General features: G+C 63.6%; 8 protein-coding genes. 4 read left to right on the top strand and 4 right to left on the bottom strand.

Features of this window, described 5'->3' with window-relative positions; genetic code table 11:
* Window positions 1–64 precede the first annotated feature (64 nt).
* Window positions 65–1048, top strand: coding sequence for a GlxA family transcriptional regulator (locus tag AC1MDC_RS17900; protein WP_480393426.1), 984 nt, complete (start codon window positions 65–67; stop codon window positions 1046–1048).
* Here the strand turns inward: AC1MDC_RS17900 and AC1MDC_RS17905 are convergent.
* From AC1MDC_RS17905 to AC1MDC_RS17920, 4 genes are all read right to left on the bottom strand, one after another.
* Window positions 1017–1916 carry an alpha/beta fold hydrolase gene (locus AC1MDC_RS17905; RefSeq protein ID WP_480393427.1) on the bottom strand — a complete coding sequence of 300 codons (900 nt, stop codon included), beginning with the start codon at window positions 1914–1916 and terminating at the stop codon, window positions 1017–1019. The two genes, AC1MDC_RS17900 and AC1MDC_RS17905, sit on opposite strands and share 32 nt — an antisense overlap.
* Before the next feature lie 10 nt (window positions 1917–1926).
* Window positions 1927–2316, bottom strand: coding sequence for a hypothetical protein (locus AC1MDC_RS17910; protein ID WP_234204774.1), 390 nt, complete (start codon window positions 2314–2316; stop codon window positions 1927–1929).
* A gap of 308 nt (window positions 2317–2624) precedes the next feature.
* Entirely contained in the window at window positions 2625–4451 is a 1827-nt protein-coding gene (locus AC1MDC_RS17915) for a glycoside hydrolase family 15 protein (protein WP_480393428.1), read from the bottom strand.
* On the bottom strand, window positions 4444–5244 hold the full coding sequence (locus tag AC1MDC_RS17920) for a glucose 1-dehydrogenase (RefSeq protein ID WP_227235045.1): 801 nt from the start codon (window positions 5242–5244) through the stop codon (window positions 4444–4446). The genes AC1MDC_RS17915 and AC1MDC_RS17920 overlap by 8 nt, the downstream gene beginning before the upstream one ends.
* Window positions 5245–5544: 300 nt before the next feature.
* On the opposite strand from AC1MDC_RS17920, the gene AC1MDC_RS17925 reads away from it, so the two are divergent.
* From AC1MDC_RS17925 to AC1MDC_RS17935, 3 genes are all read left to right on the top strand, one after another.
* On the top strand, window positions 5545–6717 hold the full coding sequence (locus tag AC1MDC_RS17925; RefSeq protein WP_085703520.1) for an MFS transporter: 1173 nt from the start codon (window positions 5545–5547) through the stop codon (window positions 6715–6717).
* A 78-nt stretch (window positions 6718–6795) separates the two neighbouring features.
* A complete protein-coding gene (locus tag AC1MDC_RS17930; protein WP_085700193.1) occupies window positions 6796–7530 on the top strand; it encodes a thioesterase II family protein in 735 nt (244 codons plus the stop codon).
* A 180-nt stretch (window positions 7531–7710) separates the two neighbouring features.
* Window positions 7711–23271, top strand: coding sequence for a non-ribosomal peptide synthetase (locus AC1MDC_RS17935; protein ID WP_480393429.1), 15561 nt, complete (start codon window positions 7711–7713; stop codon window positions 23269–23271).
* Window positions 23272–23283: the final 12 nt, after the last annotated feature.

Here is a 23283-nt window from a genome sequence, read left to right on the forward strand (position 1 = left end):
GACGGCTTCACTGTAGGCGCGTAGGTTTTGGCGCATACGCCAATCAGCCCTCGAATTACGCCAAATGCCGAAAACCATCCACGTACTCGCCTTCGCCAATGTGCAATTGCTCGATGTCACCGGGCCGTTGCAGGTTTTCGCCTCGGCCAACGATATCGCCCGCCAGCAGGGTTTGCCTGCGCCTTACGCGCCATTGGTCATCGCCAGCGGCGGCGGGGCGGTGAACTCCTCCGCCGGGCTGGCGATGCTGGCCGAACCGTTGCCGGAGCAGCCCAGCGATACGCTGATCATCGCTGGCGGCTGGGGCGTTTACGCCGCTGCCGAAGACGCCGAATTGGTGAGTTGGGTGCGCGAACATGCCAATGGCTGCCGACGCGTGGCTTCGGTCTGTACGGGGGCGTTTTTGCTGGCCGCCAGCGGCTGGCTCGACGGTCGCCGGGTCGTCACCCACTGGACCCGTTGCGAGCAACTGGCGCAGCAACATCCACGCTTGCAGGTCGAGCCCAATCCGATCTTCATCAACGACGGCCCGGTCTGGACCTCGGCAGGCGTTACCGCCGGCATTGACCTGGCGCTGGCCATGGTCGAAGACGATCTCGGCCGCGAAATGGCCCTGGACGTCGCCCGGCAACTGGTGGTTTTCCTCAAGCGACCGGGCGGGCAGTCGCAATTCAGCGTGACGCTGTCACTGCAAAAACAGGGCAACCGCTTCGACGACCTGCACGCGTGGATCGCCGAACACCTGACTTGCGATCTGGGCATCCCGACCCTCGCCGAACAGGCCGGCATGAGCGAACGCAGTTTCGTGCGCCACTACCGCGCCGACACCGGCCAGACCCCGGCCCGGGCCATTGAACTGATCCGCGTCGAAACCGCGCGCCGGTTGTTGAGCGATACCGGGTTGCCGATCAAGCGGGTCGCGGCCAATTGTGGTTTTGGCAGTGAAGAGACGTTAAGACGCAGTTTCCTGCGGGCCATGGGCGTGACGCCGCAGGCGTATCGGGAGCGGTTTTCGGTCAGCGCTGGAGCAGATCCAGTAATGCCTTGAGCGTTTCGCCCGGCGCTTCTTCGGGAATGTTGTGCCCGACACCCGCCAGCACCCGCCGCTCGTAAACCCCGGTGAAGTGCTGCGCATCTTCATCGTCTTCCGGAGCCGGGCCGACGCCATCATCCGCACCGCACAGCGAAATCGTCGGAACGCTGATCGCCGGTTGTTTCTCCAGCGCCTGCTCCATGCCTTCCAGCGCCGGATCACCCGGCGCGTACATGAACCGATGGCGGTAGGAGTGAATCACCACCTCGACGAAATCCGGGTTGTCGAACGCCGGCGCACTCAGTGGATAACGCTCGGCGTTCCGCGCCCAGGTCGGTGACCACAATTGCCACAGCAACTCGCACAGCGCCCGACGATTCTGCGTCAGCCCTGCAACGCCACGGGGCGTGTGGAAGTAGTACTGATACCAATAACGGTGCTCGCTCTGCGGATCCAGCGGCTGCACCGAATTCGGAATGTCTTGCAGGTTGTAGCCATCGCCCGTCACCAACCCACGCACCCGCTCGGGATACAACGCCGCCACAATGCAAGCCGCCCGACCGCCCCAGTCGTAACCGCACAACGTCGCTTGCTCGATACCCAGCGCATCCATCAGATCCAGCAGATCCTGAGCCAGCGCCGCTTGCTGGCCGGAACGCAACGTGTCCGCGCTGTTGAAACGGGTCGGGCCGTAACCGCGCAAGTACGGCACGATCACTCGATAACCCTCGGCGGCGAGGAACGGGGCGATTTCGTCGTAGGCGCGGGGGGAGTAGGGGAAGCCGTGAAGCAGGATGACCGGCATGCCGTCTTCAGGGCCGTGATGCTCATAGGCGATGGTCAGACTTTCAGTCTTGCAAAACGGCATCACGGCTTGGGTCATACGGGATTCCTCAAGTTTCAGCTTCCGCCACCTGATTGAAATACTTGCTGCGATCCGGCGTAAACGTCACCACCATTTTCGTCCGCGAGCAGGTCATGACCCGTTCGGCACCCAAATCAATATCCAGATCCTCGCCACGCAACCCCTGCCACTGGGCCAGGTATTTCAGTGATCCGTACTTTTCATTCTTCTTCAGGCTGCGGCTGACCCCGCCTTTCCAGCCCAGCACCGGCAGTTCGTCGGCGCTGCAGCGTTGGGCGAGGTCGGGGAAGCGGATGGCGCGCTGGCGGCCGATTTCCCAGCATTTGATCAGGCCCTTGTCGGCGGCTTCCCACAGTTCGTCGCGGGTCAGGCCCGTACGCAGAGGGGAATCGATGGGGCGGTGGATGCGTTGGCTCATTCTGGTTCCTTGAATCGGGTTTTTATTGGACAGCTCCGCTGTGCCCGTTGCGGTGGATGGTAGGGGTGGATGTAACAGCTGGCAACAAGGTATTTCGGGGTGTAAGTGCGAGTTGCGGGCCAAGCGTTACACGGGGTTGGCAGGTTTTTGCGGGCCGTGCCATCAACCAGTTGTATCGAAAGGAATAGATTGTGTAGGCCGGCCCGCCAAGGGCAAGGCTCGGGGTTGTTTGCCGTTCGTCGGTGGCCTTCCTACAAACGGCAATTGGAGTTGAGATTTTTCTTACAGGCTCTGGCGAAGAAATATGACTACGGCTGCCAGTAATTCTTCTCCCCACTCAACTTGCGATCCAGAAAACTCGCCGCGCTGATCAGCGCCAGGTGGGTCAATGCCTGTGGCGTATTACCCAGATGCCGGCCACGGTTATCGAATTCCTCCGCGTACAACCCAAGTGGATTGGCATAACGCAGCAGTTGCTCGAACTCCAGATGGGCCTTTTCCACTTGCCCGGCGCGGGCCAGGCATTCGACGTACCAGAACGAGCACGCGGCAAAGGCGCCCTCAGTGCCGGACAAGCCATCGATGCCGGCATCGTCATTGCGATAGCGGTAAACCATGCCGTCACGTACCAGGTGCTGCTCGATCGCTTCCAGCGTCGCCAGCCATTTCGGATCCTTGGCGCTGACAAAACGCACCAGCGGCATCAGCAGCATCGAGCCATCGAGCGCCGTGCCGCCCTGGTATTGCACGAAATGCCCACGCTCCTCGTTCCAGAAGTTGTCCCAGATGTCGGCGTGGATTGCCTGGCGGGTCTGGTCCCAGCGGGCGAAGGGCGCCGGCAGCGAGCGTTTCGAGGCCAGGCGGATCGCCCGGTCCAGCGCCACCCAGCACATCAGTCGTGAATGAAGGAAGTGATGTTGCTCACCGCGCATTTCCCAGATGCCTACATCCTTGGTCTGCCAGGTCTCACAGACCTGATCGATGACTTCCATCACATGTTTCCAGCCTTCGTGGGAAATCGCGTCGCCGTACTTGTTGACCAGATAAACGGCGTCCATCAGTTCGCCGAAGATATCCAGCTGGATCTGGTCGTAGGCGCCATTGCCGATGCGCACCGGTTTTGCGCCGCCGTGTCCGGATAAATGCGTGAGTTCGGTTTCCGGGAGTTCCTGGCGACCGTCGATGGCGTAGAGGATGTTCAGCTTCATCCGATGGCCGCTGCAATCGCTGACCCGCCCGCGCAACCAGCGCATGTAGTCGTTGGCTTCGTCGACAAAACCCAGGCGCATGAAGGCGTAGACGGTGAACGAGGCGTCGCGGATCCAGGTGTAGCGATAGTCCCAGTTGCGTTCGCCGCCGGGGGTTTCCGGCAGGCCGAAGGTGGCGGCGGCGAGGATCGCGCCGTGCTGGCGCGAGGTCAGCAACTTCAGGGCCAGGGCCGAGCGGTTGACCATTTCCCGCCAGCGACCGCGATAGTTGGACTGGCCGATCCAGTCGCGCCAGAACTTCAGCGTGCGCTCGATACACAACTGCGCGGCGCCTTCGGCAAAGCGCGGATCATCGCTGGCGCCGAGCATGAACGCGGCGGTCTGATCCTGCTTGAGGGTGAATTGCGCGACGGCGGCGTCCTGACCGACGCTCAAGGGCTGGTCCGAGGCCAGCCGCAGTGTTGGCTGCCCGCTGGCGCTGAACAGCACATCCTTTTGATCGATAACGGCGCGGGTTTGCGCGCGGGCATAGTCGTGCCGAACGGCGCAGCGCAGGTGAAACGTCGCCTGCCCGCTGACCACCCGCACCCGGCGCATCAACAGCGGCAGTGCATCGTCGTTGTCGCCGATGGGCAGCAGATCGGTGATTTCCACCACGGCGTGATCGCTGAGCCAACGGGTCTGCAAAACGTTGGTGTCCGGCAGGTAAATCTGCTCGCGCCGGGCGTCGGGCAGGTCCGGGGCCAACTGGAAAATCCCCGCATCGGGGGTATCGAGCAGCGAGCAGAAGATCGACGGGCTGTCGAACTCCGGCCAGCAGAAAAAATCCACGCTGCCCTTGTCATTGATCAGCGCGGCGCTGCGCAGGTCGCCAATGATGCCGTGGGCGTCGATGGGGCTTTGTCGTTCGGATTGATGCTCAACCATTGCCACGGAACTCCGGATAGAGGCTCATGCCGCCGTCGATGAACAGGGTGGTGCCGACGATGTAGTCGGAGGCATCGGAGGCGAGGAACACCGCCGCGTTGGCCACGTCCTCGACATCGCCGATGCGCCCGTAAGGGATGAGTTTGAGCAGGGCCTGGCCCGCGTCGCCTTCGGTGGCGTCCTTATTGATCGCCGTGCGGATCGCCCCCGGCGCGATGCCGTTGATGCGGATTCGCTGGTGACTGACCTCCTGGGCCAGAGTCTGCATCAACTGATCGACGCCGCCCTTGGACGCTGCGTAATTGACGTGCCCGGCCCAGGGAATGCGCTGGTGCACCGAGCTTATGTGGATGATCTTGCCGGCAGCCCGGGACACGCCTTCGCGCACGCCCTGGCGGTTGAAGATCTGCAGCGCGGCGCGAGCGCAGAGGAACTGGCCGGTGAGGTTGACGCCGATTACCGTGTTCCAGTCGTCCAGCGACATATCCACAGCCGCCGCGTCTTTTTGCAGGCCGGAATTGGCCACCAGAATGTCCAGTGTTCCGAAGGTATCGAGGGTCTGTTGGAACAGCCGCTCTACATCTTCTTCCTTCGATACATCCGCGCCTATGGCGATGGCCTGACCGCCGTCGGCGACGATCTGCCGGGCCAGCGCTTCGGCCGGCTCGGCCTGGCGGTTGTAGTTGATGACGACGGCAGCACCGGCAGCGGCCAGGGCTTTGGCGGCGCCGTGGCCGATGCCGGAACTGGCGCCGGTGACGAGTGCCACCTGACGGGCGAGGGAAATCTGCATGCAGGGTTGCGCCTTGGGTTGGGGGCTTATTTAGCTGACTGATGGCCGGCGGCGAGAGTTCATCCGCGTACATGAAATGATCGACAGGTTTCTCTTGGGCGTTCCCGAGTCCGCATGGGACACAGAGCGTCCCGGGATGCATTCCCACGCGGACGGTTCGACGCCTCGACGTGGGAACGATCAACCCAGCAGCGATTGGCCCTGCGCGCGTTGGGGACTTCACACTCCACCAACAATTGCGCGCTTCCCCGGCCGTCAGGCTTTGTGGCAACTTGGCCGCCCCTGATGAGGCTGCATCCGATGGCAAATCCTTACCGCGAGTTGTTCAACGCCCCCGGCGCCCGGGCCTTTGTGATGGCCGCGATGATCGCGCGCATGCCGATTTCCATGACCGGTATCGGCGTGATCACGATGCTCTCGCAATTGACCGGCGGCTACGCGTTGGCGGGTGGGGTGGCAGCGACGTTTGCCCTGGCCACGGCGTTTTGCGCGCCGCAGGTGTCACGACTGGTGGATCGCTTCGGTCAGGGGCGAGTGCTGCCGGTGGCGGCGCTGATCGGCGGGGGCGCGCTGCTGATGTTGCTGTTGTGCACCCGTTTGCAGGCGCCGACCTGGACCCTGTTTGTCTGCGCCGCACTGGCCGGATGCATGCCGAGCATGTCGGCGATGGCGCGGGCACGCTGGACCGAAATCTATCGCGGCCAGCCGCAATTGCAGACCGCCTATGCGCTGGAGTCGGTGCTCGACGAGGTCTGTTTCATCGTCGGCCCGCCGTTGTCGGTCGGCCTGTGCGTCGGCGTGTTTCCCGAGGCCGGGCCACTGGCGGCGCTGATCATGCTGGCGATTGGCGTGACGGCGTTTGTTGCCCAGCGCAGCACCGAGCCGCCGGTGCATCCGCGTGAGTCGCAGCATCAGGGTTCGATCATTCGTTCGACCGACGTGCAATGGTTGCTGGCGTTGATGCTCGCCATGGGCGTGATTGTCGGCGTGGTGGATGTGGTCAGCGTCGCGTTCGCCCAGCAGCAGGGCCAGCCGGCGGCGGCCAGCATCGTGTTGTCGGTGTACGCCATCGGTTCCTGTCTGGCCGGCATTGCCTTCGGCGCGATGCGTTCGAAACTGCCGCTGCCGCGCCTGTTTCTCTACGGCGGTCTGGCGACAGCGGTGACCACGCTGCCGTTGCTGCTGGCGAGCAATATTTTCGGCTTGGCTGTCGCGGTGTTCATCGCCGGGCTGTTCTTCTCGCCGACCCTGATCGTGGCGATGGCGTTGATCGAACGCATCGTGCCGCCGGCCAAGCTCACCGAAGGCCTGACCTGGCTGGTCACCGGCCTGAGCATCGGTGTGGCCATCGGCGCTGCCGGTTCCGGCGCATTGGTGGATGCGTTCGGCGCCCGCAGCGGTTTCTGGCTGGCGATTGCCGCCGGGGCGGTGGTGCTGGGCTCCGCGGTGCAGAGTTTCCGCCACTTGAAATGACTGAACAGACGCGCGCGGGCTAATTTCTGCAGGGCTGCCTTCGTTCTTCTATACAGACAACTTTTCGAGGTGAGCCGGGTGACTCAGCTGACATTGCTGTGCCTTCCTTATTCGGGCGCCAGTGCCATGGTCTACAGCCGCTGGCGACGCAAATTGCCGCAGTGGCTGACGCTGCAACCGGTCGAGCTGCCGGGTCGCGGCGCACGTTTTGGCGAAGCGCTGCAAACCGATATGCGCGCGCTGGCCCGTCAATTGGCCAGCGAACTGCAAACGACCCTGCGCGCGCCTTATGCCATTTTCGGCCACAGCCTCGGCGCGCTGCTGGCCTGCGAGCTGGCCCATGCCTTGCGCGCCCTGGGATTGCCGGAACCGGTTGCGCTGTTCGCCTCCGGTACGGCGGCGCCGACGCTGCGCAGTGACTATGACCGCGGTTTCGCCGAACCCAAGAGCGATGCCGAACTGATCGAGCAGTTGCGCACCTTGAATGGCACCAGCGAAGACATTCTCGCCAACGCCGAATTGATGAGCCTGACCCTGCCGGTGCTGCGTGCCGACTTCCTGTTGTGCGGACGTTTTCAGCCGATCCAGCGCCCGCTGCTCAAATGCCCGGTGCATGTGCTGGGCGGTACCACTGATCGCGCGACCACCGAGCAATTGATCGGCTGGAGCAAGGAAACCCTCGGCAGTTTCTCCGTGGACATGCTGGCCGGCGGTCATTTCTTCATCCATGAACACGAGGCCAAAGTGCTGAAGGTCATCAAGGATCAGCTCGACGTACATCACCGCCGGCACTCGATGCCCGCCATTGCCTGAATTTTCAATCGACGACTGCAGGCTGTCTGCCTGCAGTCGTTTCTTCTTTCAGCTCGCAGCTTTGGGCTTGCGGCTGACCTGCTGATACTTCTTCTCATTCGCTAATTTTTCCGGTGTGCATTCGTTTTATAGGGACGACGTGCCTTTGTGCTTCCTGCCTACTGATCCGGATGCTGAGAAATGAATGCTGAAGACTCCTTGAAACTTGCTCGCCGGTTTATCGGGTTGCCCCTGGAAAAGCGCCAGATGTTCCTCGCGGCCCTGCAAAAGGAGGGCGTGGATTTCGCCCGTTTCCCGATTCCCGCCGGGATCGAGGCCGACGATCGCCAGGCGTTGTCTTACGCGCAGCAACGGATGTGGTTTCTCTGGCAACTGGATCCGCACAGCGGCGCCTACAACTTGCCGGGCGCGGTGCGCCTGACCGGACGGCTGAACCTGTCAGCGCTGGAGCAGGCATTTGCTGCGCTGGTGGAGCGACATGAAACCTTGCGCACGGTGTTCCAGCGCCAGGCGGATGACAGCCTGCTGCAAGTGCCGGCCCCGACCACCTTGAACATCCAGCACGAAGATTTCAGTGCGCTGCCGGCCACCGAGCGCGAGCAGGCTGTCGTGCGTGCCGCCGAGCAGCAATCGGTATTGCCGTTCGATCTGGCGGTCGGGCCGTTGCTGCGGGTGACGTTGCTCAAGCTCGCCGAACAGGAGCACGTCTTGCTGCTGACCCTACACCACATCGTTTCCGATGGCTGGTCGATGAATGTGCTGATCGACGAATTCATCCGCTGCTATGACGCCTTTGACGCCGGCCAGTCGCCCGCGCTGGCGGCCCTGCCGGTTCAGTACAGCGATTACGCGCTGTGGCAGCGTCGCTGGCTGGAGGCTGGCGAGCAAGCGCGGCAACTGGAGTACTGGCAGGCGCAGCTGGGCGACGAGCATCCGGTGCTGGAACTGCCGCTGGACCATTCGCGTCCGGCCATGCCGAGCTATCGCGGTACGCGCTACGAGTTTGCCGTCGACGGCCCATTGGCCGACCAGTTGCGCACCACCGCGCAACAGCATCAGGTCACCTTGTTCATGTTGTTGCTCGGCGCGTTCAATGCGCTGCTGCACCGTTACACCGGGCAGACCGATATCCGTGTCGGCGTGCCGATTGCCAACCGCAATCGCGCCGAGATCGAAGGCCTGATCGGTTTCTTCGTCAACACCCAGGTGCTGCGCACCCAGATCGATGGCCAGACCCGCGTCGATGCGTTGTTGCAGGCGATCAAAGAGACGGCGCTCGGCGCCCAGGCGCATCAGGATCTGCCGTTCGAGCAACTGGTCGAAGCGCTGAAACTGGAGCGCAGCCTCAGTCACACGCCGCTGTTCCAGGTGATGTACAACCACCAGTCGCAGGTGGCCGATATCGCCGCCCTCGGCACCGCGTCGGGCCTGGTGCTCGACAGCCTCGACTGGCAAAGCCGCACCACTCAGTTTGACCTGACACTCGACACCTACGAGAAGGGCGGCAAGCTGCACGCCGCCCTGACTTACGCCAGCGATCTGTTCGACGCGCCGACCATCGAGCGTATGGCGCGCCATTGGTTGCGTCTGCTCAAGGCCATGGTCGCTGATCCCGCGCAACGCGTTGGTGAACTGCCATTGCTGGACGCAGATGAGCAGCACAGGCTGGTTCATGCCTGGAACGCGACAACAGCGGTTTATCCGACCGGGCAACCCGTTCATCAATTGATCGAAGCCCAGGTGGCCCGTACCCCGGATGCACCGGCGCTGGTGTTCGGCGAACAAACCCTGAGCTACGCGCAACTGGATGCGCGAGCCAACCAACTGGCTCATCTGTTGCGTGAGCAAGGCGTGCGCGCCGACAGCCTGGTGGGGATCTGCGTCGAGCGTTCGCTGGAAATGGTGATTGGCCTGCTGGCGATTCTCAAGGCTGGCGGCGCCTATGTGCCGCTGGATCCGGAATACCCGCAAGAGCGCCTGGCCTACATGATCGAGGACAGCGGCATCACCTTGCTGCTGACCCAGAGTGCGCTGCTGTCGTCGCTGCCGACTGCCGGGGTGAAAGTGATTACCCTCGATCAGGAAGCCGACTGGCTGGATCGCTACAGCGAAAGCCGTGTCGAGGGCGGCGTCGATCCGCAAAACCTCGCGTACGTGATTTACACCTCCGGTTCCACCGGTAAACCCAAAGGCGCCGGCAACAGTCATGCGGCGCTGGTCAACCGGTTGTGCTGGATGCAGGAGGCTTACGCACTGGATGCCAGCGATTCGGTGCTGCAGAAAACCCCGTTCAGCTTTGACGTGTCGGTCTGGGAGTTTTTCTGGCCGCTGCTGACCGGTGCGCGTCTGGTCGTGGCAGCGCCGGGCGCGCACCGCGATCCGTCGCTGTTGATCGAGACCATCAACCGCTACGGCATCAGCACGCTGCACTTTGTCCCGTCGATGTTGCAGGCGTTCATTCATGAGCCGGGCGTCGAGGCCTGTGTCGGGCTCAAACGGATTGTCTGCAGCGGCGAAGCGCTGCCGCTGGACGCGCAACTGCAAGTGTTCGCCAAACTGCCGAATGCCGGACTCTACAACTTGTACGGCCCGACCGAAGCGGCCATCGACGTCACCCACTGGACCTGTGTCGACGAAGGCGCCGACAGCGTGCCGATCGGGCGGCCCATCGCCAACCTGCGCACCCATGTGCTCGACGCCGAACTGTTGCCGGTGCCGAGCGGCGTGGCGGGTGAGTTGTATTTGGGCGGAGCAGGGCTGGCGCGCAGTTATCACCAGCGTCCGGCGCTGACCGCCGAGCGTTTTGTACCGTGTCCCTTCCACGAAGGCGCGCGCCTGTACCGCACCGGTGACCGGGTCCGCCAGCGTGCCGACGGCGTCATCGAATACCTCGGGCGTCTCGACCATCAGGTGAAACTGCGTGGCTTGCGTATCGAGCTGGGCGAAATCGAAACCCGCCTGATGCAGCATCCGCTGGTGCGCGAAGCCGTGGTGCTGGTGCAGGGCGGTAAACATCTGGTCGGCTACCTGGTGCTGGAAACCGCTCAGGCAGACGAACAGTGGCAGCAGGACGTCAAGGCCTGGCTACTCGGCAGCCTGCCGGAATTCATGGTGCCGACTTACCTGATGACGCTGGCCAGGTTGCCGGTCACCGCCAACGGCAAGCTGGATCGCAAAGCCTTGCCGCAGCCGGATGCCGCGCCGCAGCAAGCTTTTGTCGCGCCGCAGGATGCCATGCAGAAAGCCCTGGCGGCGATCTGGGAAGACGTGCTCGGTTTGCAACGCGTGGGTCTGGAAGACAACTTCTTCGAGCTGGGCGGCGATTCGATCATTTCGATTCAAGTGGTCAGCCGCGCGCGGCAGGCCGGGATCCGTATCAGCCCGCGCGATCTGTTCCAGTATCAGACGGTGCGCAGTCTGGCGCTGGTCGCGATCCTCGACCGTCACAGTCCGGTGGATCAGGCGCCGGCCACGGGCGAAGCCTTGTTGGGGCCGATCCAGCAGCAGTTCTTCAGCCGCGCGATGCCCCGGCGTGAGCACTGGAACCAGTCCCTGCTGCTGACCCCGCGCGAGGCGCTGAATGCTCAGTGGCTCGACGCCGCGTTGACCCATGTGATCAATCATCACGATGCCTTGCGCCTGCGTTTTGTCGAGGGTGCCGAAGGCTGGCAGCAAGCGTACGCCGCACAGCTCGAACGCGCTGACCTGTGGCAGCGCACGGCCGGAACGGCCGAGCAACTGACCGCCCATTGCGACGAAGCCCAACGCAGTCTTGATCTGGCCAACGGGCCGCTGTTGCGTGCCGTGTTGGTGAGCATGGCCGATGGCACTCAGCGCTTGTCGCTGATCCTCCATCACCTGGTGGTCGACGGCGTGTCCTGGCGTGTGTTGCTGGAAGATTTGCAGCAAGCCTACGAACAGCTCGCGGCGGGCGGTGGCGTGCAATTGCCGGCCAAGACCAGCGCGTTCCAGAGCTGGACTGCGCGCCTGAGTACCGAGGCTGCGCGCTTCGACGATCAACTGGCTTACTGGAAAACCCAGCACAACGGCGCACGGGATCTGCCGTGCGAACGTCCTGAGGGCAGCCTGGAAAACCGTTTCGGGGAAAAGATCGAATGGCGTCTGGACGCCGAGCGCACGCGCCAATTATTGCAACAGGCACCGGCGGCGTATCGCACGCAAGTCAACGATCTGTTGCTGACGGCCCTGGCGCGGACCATCAGTGGCTGGAGCGGGCAGCCCGGCACCCTGATTCAACTGGAAGGCCATGGTCGTGAAGACCTGTTCGACGACATCGACCTGACGCGCACCATCGGCTGGTTCACCAGCCTGTTCGCCGTCAATCTGGTGGCGACCGAGGATCTCGACGGTTCGATCAAGGCGATCAAGGAACAACTGCGTGGGGTGCCGGACAAAGGTCTGGGTTATGGCGTGCTGCGTTATCTGGCCGCGCCGTCGGTGCGCGAAGAACTGGCCGCATTGCCTGCGCCGCGCATCACCTTCAACTATCTGGGGCAGTTCGACCGTCAGTTCGATGAGCAGGCGCTGCTGGTGCCATCCGCCGAGTCCGGCGGTGTCGCCCAGGATTCACAGGCGCCTTTGGACAACTGGCTGACCGTCGAAGGCCAGGTCTACGGCGGCCAATTGAGCCTGAGTTGGGGCTTCAGTTCGCAGATGTTCGACCGTGCCACCGTGCAAAGCCTGGCTGATCGCTACGCGGCCGAACTGACGGCGCTGATCGAGCACTGCTGCGCCCTCGACACTGCGCAAGCCACGCCATCGGACTTCCCGCTGGCGCGCATCAGCCAGGCGCAACTGGATGCGTTGCCGGTCGCCGCTGCTGTCATCGAAGATGTCTATCCGCTGTCGCCGATGCAGCAGGGCATGCTGTTCCACACCCTGTATGAGCCGCAGGCCGAGGCGTACATCAGCCAGATGCGTCTGGACATTCAGGGCCTCGATCCGCAGCGTTTTGCCAGCGCCTGGCAAGCGGCGCTGGCGCGTCATGACGTGCTGCGCAGCAGCTTCCACTGGCAAGGCCTGGACAGCGCCCATCAGGTGATCAGCCGTCAGGTGCAACTGCCGCTGCAAGTGCTGGACAACACCGACACCGATGCGCTGGCCGAGACGGAGCGGGCGCAGGGTTTTGAACTCGACTGCGCGCCGTTGCTGCGCCTGAAACTGGTGCGCACCGGCGACGATCACTGGCATTTGATCTACACCAGCCACCACATCCTGATGGACGGCTGGAGTAATGCCCAGTTGCTCGGCGAGGTGATTTCCCACTACGCCGCCGGGCGCTCACTGCCGGCGCCGGTCGGGCATTACCGCGATTACATGGGCTGGTTGCAGCAGCAATCGGCAGACGCCGGCAAGGCGTTCTGGAAGGCTGCGCTGGCGCCGTTGCAGGCGCCGACGCTGCTTGCCGATGCCCTGCGTCCGCCCGTGGGCGGCGATGGCACTGACGAACATCGCGAGGTGATCGACGAATCCGCAACGCGGCGTCTGGGCGAGTTCGCCCGTCAGCAGAAAGTCACCCTCAACACGTTGCTGCAAGCGGCCTGGAGCCTGTTGCTGCAACGCTACACCGGGCAGGATTGCGTAGCGTTCGGCGCCACAGTGGCCGGTCGTTCGGCGCCGCTGCCGGGCATCGAGCAGCAACTGGGGCTGTTCATCAACACCTTGCCGCTGGTGTGCAACCCGCGCCCGGATCACCGCGTCGGCCAGTGGCTGAGTGATCTGCAAGCGCAGAACCTGGCCTTGCGCGAGTTCGAACATGTGCCGCTGTACGACATTCAGGGCTGGGCAGGGCAGCAGGGCTCGGCGCTGTTCGACAGCCTGCTGGTGTTCGAAAACTTCCCGGTCGCCGAGGCGCTGAAACAGGGCGCTCCGGCCGGGTTGACCTTCGGCAACCTGCACAACCACGAACGCACTCACTATCCGCTGACGCTGGGTATCGAACTCGGCGCCACGCTGAGCCTGGAGATGAGCTACGACGCTGCGCGATTCAGCGCCGCCCAGGTGCACAGGCTCTGCGCCAACCTGCGCCACTTGCTTGAGCAACTGATCGCCGACGCCACAGATTGCCTCGGCAACCTGACGCTGCTCGATGAAGCCGCCACACACGCCATGCTCGCCCACTGCCGGCCACCCGCGCTGCTGCTGCAGCACACCGGCCTGGTGCACGAGCGTATTGCCGCGCAAGCCAAAGCCACACCGCAGGCCCTGGCCGTACAGTGCGGTGACCAGCGCCTGAGCTATGACGAACTGAACCGCCAGGCGAATCGCCTGGCCCACCGTCTGCTGGCCAGCGGTGCGGCGCCGGGCAAACGTGTCGGCCTGGCGCTGCGCCGTGGCCCGCAAATGATCGTCAGCCTGCTGGCGGTGCTGAAAACGGGCGCCGCCTACGTGCCGCTTGATGCCAACTACCCGGCCCAGCGTCTGGCCTACATGATCGAAGACAGCCGGGTCGATCTGCTGCTCGACGAATCCGCTCTCCTGCAAGACGTGCCGCTTGCAGTGGGCCTGGAGTATTTGCAGCTGGGCGACCTCATCGAAACGCTGGACGCTTACCCGGACAGCGATCCGCTGAATCACGCCACGGTCGATGACTTGGCCTATGTGATTTACACCTCGGGCTCCACCGGTCAGCCAAAAGGCGTGGCGATTGCTCACGCGGCGCTGCGCGAGTTCTGCCAGACCGGTGCCGAGTATTCGGCGCTGAGTGCCGATGATCGCGTGCTGCAATTTGCCACCTTCAGCTTCGACGGTTTTGTCGAGCAGTGTTACCCGCCGCTGTGTGTCGGCGCAGCGCTGATCATGCGCGGCGACGAACTCTGGGATGTGATCCGGTTGGCGGACGAGATCGTCGGCCACGGCGTGACGCTGGCGGACTTGCCGGCGGCTTACTGGTTCTTGCTGGCGCGTGAATGCGCTGGCGGCAACGTCGCGAGTCTGGGCGCGTTGCGCCAGGTGCATGTCGGTGGCGAAGCCATGTCGGTCGAAGGCCTGCGCCTGTGGCACGAAGCAGGGCTGAGCCACGTGCGCTTGCTCAACACCTACGGTCCGACCGAGGCGACGGTGGTGTCGAGCGTTCACGACTGCCGCCTGAGCGATGCCAGCGACACCTTCGGCATTCCGATTGGCCGGGCCATTCCCGGCCGCGCGTTGTACGTGCTCGACAGCACCGGGCAATTGTTGCCGGCCGGTGGTGTGGGCGAGTTGTGCATCGGCGCGAGCGCCTGTCTGGCCCAGCAGTATTTCGATCGTCCGGCCCTCACCGCCGAACGCTTCCTGCCAGACCCGTTTGCCAGCGAGGCGGGGGCGCGTCTGTATCGCAGTGGCGACCTGGCGCGTTACAACGAAAACGCTGATCTGGAGTACGCCGGACGTATCGACCACCAGGTGAAGATTCGTGGCTTGCGCATCGAGATGGGTGAAATCGAAGCCTGCCTGCAAGCGCAGGAGGGCGTGCGCGCCGCGGCCGTGATCGCTCAGGATTTTCCGGGCGGCGCGCAGCTGGTGGCTTACGTGGTGCCCGAAACAGGCACCGAACCTGCGACCGCGCAGGCGCAGTGGCTGGACTCGCTCAAGGCTTCGCTGCAACAGGTGCTGCCGGATTACATGGTGCCGGCGCACCTGCTGGCGCTGGACGCATTGCCCCTGAACAACAACGGCAAACTTGATCGCACCGCGCTGCCGAAAGTCGAGCTGAGCCAGGCCCGGTGCGTTCATGCAGCGCCGCAAACCTTGCTGCAAGTGCAGCTGGCGCAGATCTGGGAAGCCGTACTTGAGTCCGGCGCGGTGGGGCTCAACGATCACTTCTTCGAACGAGGCGGCCATTCGCTGCTGGCCACCCAGGTGATTTCCCGGGTCCGCCAGACACTCAAAATTGATGTGCCGATGCGCACCCTGTTCGAGCAACCGACGCTGCAAGCCTTTGCCGCCGCCTGCGCCACCCTGCAACACAGCGAAAGCATGCCGATGACGGCGCTGCAACGCGGTGATGCACTGGCGTTGTCTTATGCCCAGGAGCGGCAGTGGTTCCTCTGGCAGCTGGAGCCGGACAGCGCCGCTTACCACGTGCCAAGTGCGCTGCGCTTGCGCGGTGCGCTGGACATCGTCGCGTTGCAGAACAGCTTCAATCAACTGGTGGCGCGTCACGAGCCGTTGCGCACCACGTTCCGTCAGGACGACGAGCGCACTGTGCAGGTGATTCATGCGCAGGGCCAACTGACGATTGAACAGCACAGCCTCGACGCCGAGGACACTCTTTCGAACTGGGTGCAGGCGCAGATTCGCCGGCCGTTCGATCTGCTGAACGGCCCGCTGCTGCGCGTCAGCCTGCTGCGTCTGGCGGCGGATGATCACGTGCTGGTGATCACTCAGCACCACATCGTTTCTGACGGCTGGTCGATGCAAGTGATGGTGCGCGAACTGATGGCGATGTATGCCGTACAACGCACCGGCCAACCGCTCGAACTGCCCGCGCTGGCGCTGCAATACGCCGATTTCGCGCAGTGGCAACGGCAGTGGATGGAGGCGGGCGAGCGTCAGCGTCAGCTCGATTATTGGGTGGGCCAACTGGGCGGCGAACAACCGGTGCTGGAGCTGCCGCTCGATCATTCGCGTCCGGCGGTGCAGAGCTATCGCGGCGCGCGACTGGATGCACCACTGGAACCCGCGTTGAGCATGCAATTGCAGGAGCTTGCCCGACGTGAGGGCGTGACGATGTTCATGCTCCTGCTGGCCTCGTTCCAGACCCTGTTGCACCGCTACAGCGGTCAGGACGATATCCGCGTCGGCGTGCCGATTGCCAACCGCAACCGCGCCGAAACCGAGGGCCTGATCGGCTTCTTCGTCAACACCCAGGTGATGCGTGCACAGTTTGCCGGCGACCTGAGTTTCCGTGATCTGCTGGCGCAGACACGGCAGGCTGCAATGGGCGCCCAGGCGCATCAGGATCTGCCGTTCGAGCAATTGGTGGAAGCGCTGGCGCCAGAGCGCAGCCTCAGCCACAGCCCGTTGTTCCAGGTGCTGTTCAACCACCAGCGCGATGCGGCGCCGGTCACCGATGTGGCGGATTTGCGCATCGAAGGCCTGCCGTGGAACAGCGCCACCGCACAATTCGACCTGACCCTGGACACCACGGAAACCGCCGCCGGGCTGATGGTCAGCCTGACCTACGCCAGCGACTTGTTCGAAGCGTCGACCATTGCGCGCCTGTTCGAACATTGGCAGGCATTGTTGCGGGCGATTGTCGCTGAGCCGCAGCAAGCGATCGCCGCGTTGCCGATGCTCGCCGCGCAAGAGCGCCAGCAGATCCTCGAAGACTGGAACGCCACCGCCACCGAATACCCGCTACACCTGAGCGTGCAGCAGTTGATCGAAGCGCAAGTGCTGCGCACCCCGGACGCCCCGGCGCTGAAGTTCGCCGACGAATGCCTGAGCTACGCGCAGCTCAATGCCCGCGCCAACCGCCTGGCGCACAAGCTGATGGCGCAGGGTGTCGGGCCTGAAAGCCTGGTCGGCATCGCTGCCGAACGTTCGATCGAAATGGTCGTCGGTCTTTTGGCCGTGCTCAAGGCCGGGGGCGCCTACGTGCCGCTTGACCCGGAATACCCGCAGGATCGCCTGGCCTACATGATCGAAGACAGCGGCGTGCAGCTGCTGCTGACTCAGGCGCATCTGCTCGATGCCTTGCCATTGAGCGGGCAGGTGCAAACCCTGCTGCTCGAGGAATCGCTTGAGGGCTTCGCCAGCGACAATCCGCCCGTGGCGGTCACCGGTGAAAACCTCGCCTACGTGATCTACACCTCCGGTTCCACCGGCAAACCGAAAGGTGCCGGCAACCGTCATGTCGCCCTGACCAACCGTCTGTGCTGGATGCAACAGGCCTATGAGATCGGCGCGGGCGACAGCGTGCTGCAGAAGACGCCGTTCAGCTTTGACGTTTCGGTGTGGGAGTTCTTCTGGCCATTGATGACCGGCGCACGGCTGGTCGTCGCAGCGCCGGGCGATCACCGCGATCCGGCAAGACTGGTGGCGTTGATCAACCGCGAACACATCACCACGCTGCACTTTGTGCCGTCGATGTTGCAAGCCTTCCTGCAGGACGCCGACGTCGCCACGTGCAACAGCCTGCAACGCATCGTGTGCAGTGGCGAAGCGCTGCCGGCGGACGCGCAACAGCAAGTCTTCGCCAAACTGCCGGCGGCCGGGCTTTACAACCTTTACGGCCCGACGGAGGCCGCTATCGACGTCACGCACTGGACGTGTGTGGAGGAGGGCCGCGACAGCGTGCCGATCGGACAGCCGATTGCCAACCTCGGCTGCTACATCCTTGACGACAACCTCGAGCCGGTGCCGACCGGTGTGCTCGGCGAGTTGTACCTGGCGGGCGTCGGCCTGGCACGCGGTTACCACCAGCGTCCGGCGCTGACCGCCGAACGTTTTGCCGTCAGCCCCTATGGCGATGGCGAGCGGATCTACCGCACCGGCGACCTGGCGCGCTACCGCGCCGACGGCGTGATCGAATACGCCGGCCGGATCGACCATCAGGTCAAGCTGCGCGGCTTGCGTATCGAGCTCGGTGAAATCGAAGCGCGTCTGCTGGAGCATGGCAACGTCCGTGAGGCGGCGGTGCTGGTGATCGACGGCAAGCTGCTGACCGCTTACGTGGTGTTGAACGAAGAAAGCGCAGACTGGCGCGACAGCCTGATGCGTCACCTGCACGCCGGACTGCCGGAGTACATGGTGCCCAATCAGTGGCTGAATCTTGCGCAGATGCCGTTGAGCCCCAACGGCAAGCTGGATCGCAAGGCGCTGCCGAAACCCGAATTGGGCGCCGGCAAGGCCGAATACATCGCGCCGCGCAATGAGCTGGAGCAACGCATCGCGGCGGTGTGGGCTGATGTGCTGAAGCTGCCGCGAGTAGGGCTGGGCGATAACTTCTTTGAACTGGGCGGCGATTCGATCATTTCGATTCAAGTGGTGGCCCGTGCCCGTCAGGCCGGTATCCGCTTTACCCCCAAGGACTTGTTCCAGTATCAGACCGTCCAGGCACTGGCAGGCGTCGCGACGCTGGGCGATGGTGCGGGGCCGATCGACCAGGGCCCGGTCAGCGGTGCCACGCCGTTGCTGCCGTTCCAGCAGTGGTTCTTCGCGACGGACATTGTCGAGCGTCATCACTGGAACCAGTCGGTGATGCTCAAACCGGCCATCTGCATTGAGGCCGATGCACTTGAACAAGCCTTGCAGGCGTTGGTTGCGCATCACGATGCCTTGCGTCTGTCGTTCACTGAAACGAGCGACGGCTGGAGCGCAAATCACCACGCAACAACCGTCAGGCACGCGCTGTTGATGCAGGCTTCGGTCAGCGATGAACAACAGTTGCAGGACGCCTGCCTTGCGGCGCAGCGCAGCTTCGACCTGGCTCAAGGTCCGCTGTTGCGTGGCTTGCTGGTGAGCCTGGCCGATGGTTCACAACGCTTGTTGCTGGTGGTGCACCACTTGGTGGTGGACGGGGTGTCCTGGCGGATTCTGCTGGAAGATTTGCAAAGCGCTTATCAACAGCGCATCGACGGCAAACCCCTGCGCCTGCCGGCCAGGACCAGCGCCTTCAAGCACTGGGCCGAACGCTTGCAACAGCACGCGCCGCAACTGGCGGGTGAACTCGATCTGTGGCGCGCACAACTGGCTGATGCACCCGTCGACCTGCCGTGCATCAATCCGCAGGCCCGTCTGCAAAACCGCGATGCGCACACCGTACAGACGCGCCTCGATCAAGCGCTGACCCGACAACTGCTGCAACAGGCGCCGGCGGCGTATCGCACTCAGGTCAATGACCTGCTGATGACCGCGCTGGCCCGGGTCATCTGCCGCTGGACGGGGCAGGCTTCGACCCTGATTCAGCTGGAAGGGCACGGTCGTGAAGACCTGTTTGACGACCTTGACCTGAGTCGCAGCGTCGGCTGGTTCACCAGTCTGTTCCCGGTGCGCCTGACCCCGAACGCGTCGTTCGACGGTTCAATCAAGCAGATCAAGGAGCAGTTGCGGGCGATTCCCGGCAAGGGCCTGGGCTTTGGCGTGCTGCGTTACTTCGGTGATGAAGCGACCCGCCGCGAGCTGGCGGCGCTGCCGACACCGCGCATCACGTTCAACTACCTCGGGCAATTCGACAGCCAGTTCGATGACGGCACACTGTTCGCCCCGGCCAGCGAAAAGGCCGGGGACGAACAAAGTCCGTTGGCGCCGCTGGGCAACTGGCTGGAGCTCAATGGTCAGGTCTACGGTGGCGAGCTGAGTCTGGGCTGGACGTTCAGCCGCGAGATGTTCGATGAAGCGACCATTCAACGTCTGGCGGATGAGTACGCGAGCGAACTGGCGGCGCTGATCGAGCATTGCTGCGCTGCACGCAATGCCGGCGTCACGCCGTCGGACTTCCCGTTGGCGCCGCTCAACCAGCAACAGCTCGATGCCTTGCCCGACGCCGGTGCCGAGGTCGAAGACATCTACCCACTGTCGCCGATGCAACAGGGCATGTTGTTCCACAGCCTGTACGAGCAGGGTTCGGGGGATTACATCAACCAGATGCGCGTCAGCGTCGAAGGCCTTGATCCCGAGCGTTTGCGTCAGGCCTGGCAGGGCGCCGTCGATCGGCATGCGATTCTGCGCACGCGCTTCGTGTGGATCTCCGAGCAGGAGCAGCCGCTGCAAATCGTCCAGCGTCGTGCCCAATTGCCGTTCAGCCTGCATGACTGGCGCGGTCGGCATGACCTGGCGGGAGCGCTCGACGGGCTGGCGCAGGAGCAACTGCAACAAGGCTTCGACCTGCTGCAGGCGCCCTTGCTGCGCCTGGTGTTGGTCCGCACCGGCGATGACCGCTTCGAGATGATCTACACCAGCCATCACATTCTCATGGACGGCTGGAGCAACTCGCAGTTGCTCGGCGAAGTGATGCAACGCTACGCCGGTGAAACCCCGGCCGCGCCGGTGGGCCGTTATGGCGATTACATCGGCTGGCTGCAGCGTCAGGACGGTCAGGCCAGCGAGCGTTTCTGGACGGAGCGTCTGGCCGACCTGGACGAGCCGACCCATCTGGCCCGCAGTTGCCTCGATACACTGGCGACTGCCGGCCAGAGCGGTTACGACCAGCAGACCCATTGGCTGGACCGTGAGCAGACTCAACGTCTGGGGGCGTTCGCCCGTCAGCACAAGGTCACCCTCAACACCGTGGTGCAGGCCGCCTGGCTGTTGCTGTTGCAGCGTTACACCGGGCAACCGACCGTGGCGTTCGGCGCTACGGTCGCCGGGCGTCCGGCCGAGTTGCCAGGTGTCGAGCAACAGATCGGTCTGTTCATCAACACGTTGCCGGTGATCGCCACCCCGCGTGTCGAGCAATCCCTCGGTGAGTGGCTGCAAACCGTGCAGGCGCTGAACCTGGCCATGCGCGAATTCGAATACACGCCACTGGCGGACATTCAGCGCTGGTCCGGGCAACGCGGCGAAGGCTTGTTCGACAGCCTGCTGGTGTTCGAGAACTACCCGGTGTCGGAGGCGCTGAACAACGGTGCGCCGCAAGGCTTGCGTTTCGACCAGGCGCGCAGCCAGGAGCAGACCAACCTGCCGTTGACGGTGCTGGTGGACCTGAGCGACAGCCTGTCGTTGCAGTTCGCCTATGCCCGTCAGCATTTCAGCGCAGCGCAGATCGAGCAGATCGCGGGTCACCTGCAGCACCTGTTGCAGCAAATGGCGGACTCGCCCGCGCAACGTCTGCTGGCCGATCTGAGCCTGTTCGAAGACGCACAACAACAGGCGATGTTGCACGACTGGAACCGCGCGCCGGCCACCTTTGCGCAAACCCGCACCTTGCCACAGCTGATCGAAGCGCAAGTGCGGCGGGCGCCGCAGGCGATTGCCGTGAGTCTGGGAGAGGAGCAATTGAGCTACGGCGAACTCAACGCCCGGGCCAACCGCCTGGCCCATGCTCTGATCGCGCGGGGCGTCGGGGCCGATGTGCTGGTGGGGCTGGCAGCCGAGCGCTCGATCGAAATGATCGTCGGCCTGGTCGCCATCCTCAAGGCTGGCGGGGCTTACCTGCCGCTGGATCCGCAGTACCCGGCCGAGCGCCTGCAATACATGATCGAAGACAGCGGCATTGCCTTGCTGCTGATGCAGCCGGGTGTGCTCGATCATCTGGAGATTGCCGAGCGCGTCGAAACCCTGCTGCTGGGTGTTGACAGCCGCTGGCAGGATCAATTGGCAACCGATCCGCAGGTCTGGGCCGACAGCGCCAGCCTCGCTTACGTGATCTACACCTCGGGCTCCACCGGCAAGCCGAAAGGTACGCTGCTGGCTCACGACAACGTGCTGCGTCTGTTCGAGGCCACGCAGCCCTGGTTCAACTTCGGTGCCGAGGATCGCTGGACGCTGTTCCACTCGTACGCGTTTGACTTTTCGGTCTGGGAAATCTTCGGCGCACTGTTGCATGGCGGGCGTCTGGTGATCGTGCCGCACAGCGTCAGCCGCTCGCCGCAGGAGTTTCATGCGCTGCTGTGCCGTGAGCGCATCACCGTGCTCAACCAGACGCCGTCGGCATTCAAGCAACTGATGCAAGTCGCTTGCGATGCGCCGCAGGTTCCGCAACTGTCGTTGCGTTACGTCGTTTTTGGCGGTGAAGCGCTGGAAGTGCGCAGCCTGCGTCCATGGTTCGAACGCTTCGGCGATGCCGCGCCACAGCTGATCAACATGTACGGCATCACCGAAACCACGGTTCATGTGACCTACCGTCCGCTGACCCTGGCCGATCTCGAACAGGATGCCGGCAGCCCGCTGGGCGAGCCGATCCCGGATCTGGGCTGGTACGTGCTCGACGCCGACCTGAAACCGGTGGCCAAGGGCTGCATCGGCGAGTTGCACGTCAGCGGTGCCGGGTTGGCACGCGGTTATCTCAAGCGTGCCGACCTCAGCGCCTTGCGTTTCGTGCCGAACCCGTTCGCTGGCGACGGTGCGCGGCTGTACCGCACCGGTGACCTGGCGCGCTATCGCGCCGATGGCCGGATCGAGTACGCCGGGCGCATCGACCATCAGGTGAAGATCCGTGGCTTCCGTATCGAGCTGGGTGAAATCGAGGCGCAACTGTTGGCGCTGCCGCAAATCCGTCAGGCCGTGGTGCTGGATCAGCCAGGCGCCGGCGGCGTGCAACTGGTTGCGTATCTGGTGGCCGATCAGTCGGTCGAGCTCGACCAGCAGGGCCAGTGGCGTGAACGCCTGCGCCAGGCGCTCAAGCACAACTTGCCGGATTACATGGTGCCGGCGCACCTGTTGCTCCTCGACAGCCTGCCGCTGACCGCCAACGGCAAGCTTGATCGCAAGGCCCTGCCACAACCGGACGCCAGCCTGCTGCAACACAGCTATGTGGCGCCTGAAACTGAACTGCAACGGCAGGTCGCCGGGGTCTGGGCCGATGTCCTGAAACTGGAGCGGGTCGGCCTGACAGACAATTTCTTCGAGCTCGGCGGTCATTCGCTGCTGGCCACGCAGGTGGCCCTGCGTCTGCGTGAGTTGCTGGGCTTCGAAGTGCCGCTGGCCAGCCTGTTCGCCAGTGCCGATCTGGCGGCTTTCAGCGAAGCCGTACAAGCCCTGCAACCCGATTTGCAGCCCGTTCATGATGTTTTGGCTAAATCCTTGGAGGCTCTCAATCGTTTATCAGCAGATGAACTTGAAAAACTGATTTCCTGAGAGGACCACGGC

It is taken from the genome of Pseudomonas sp. 1, from assembly GCF_056626735.1.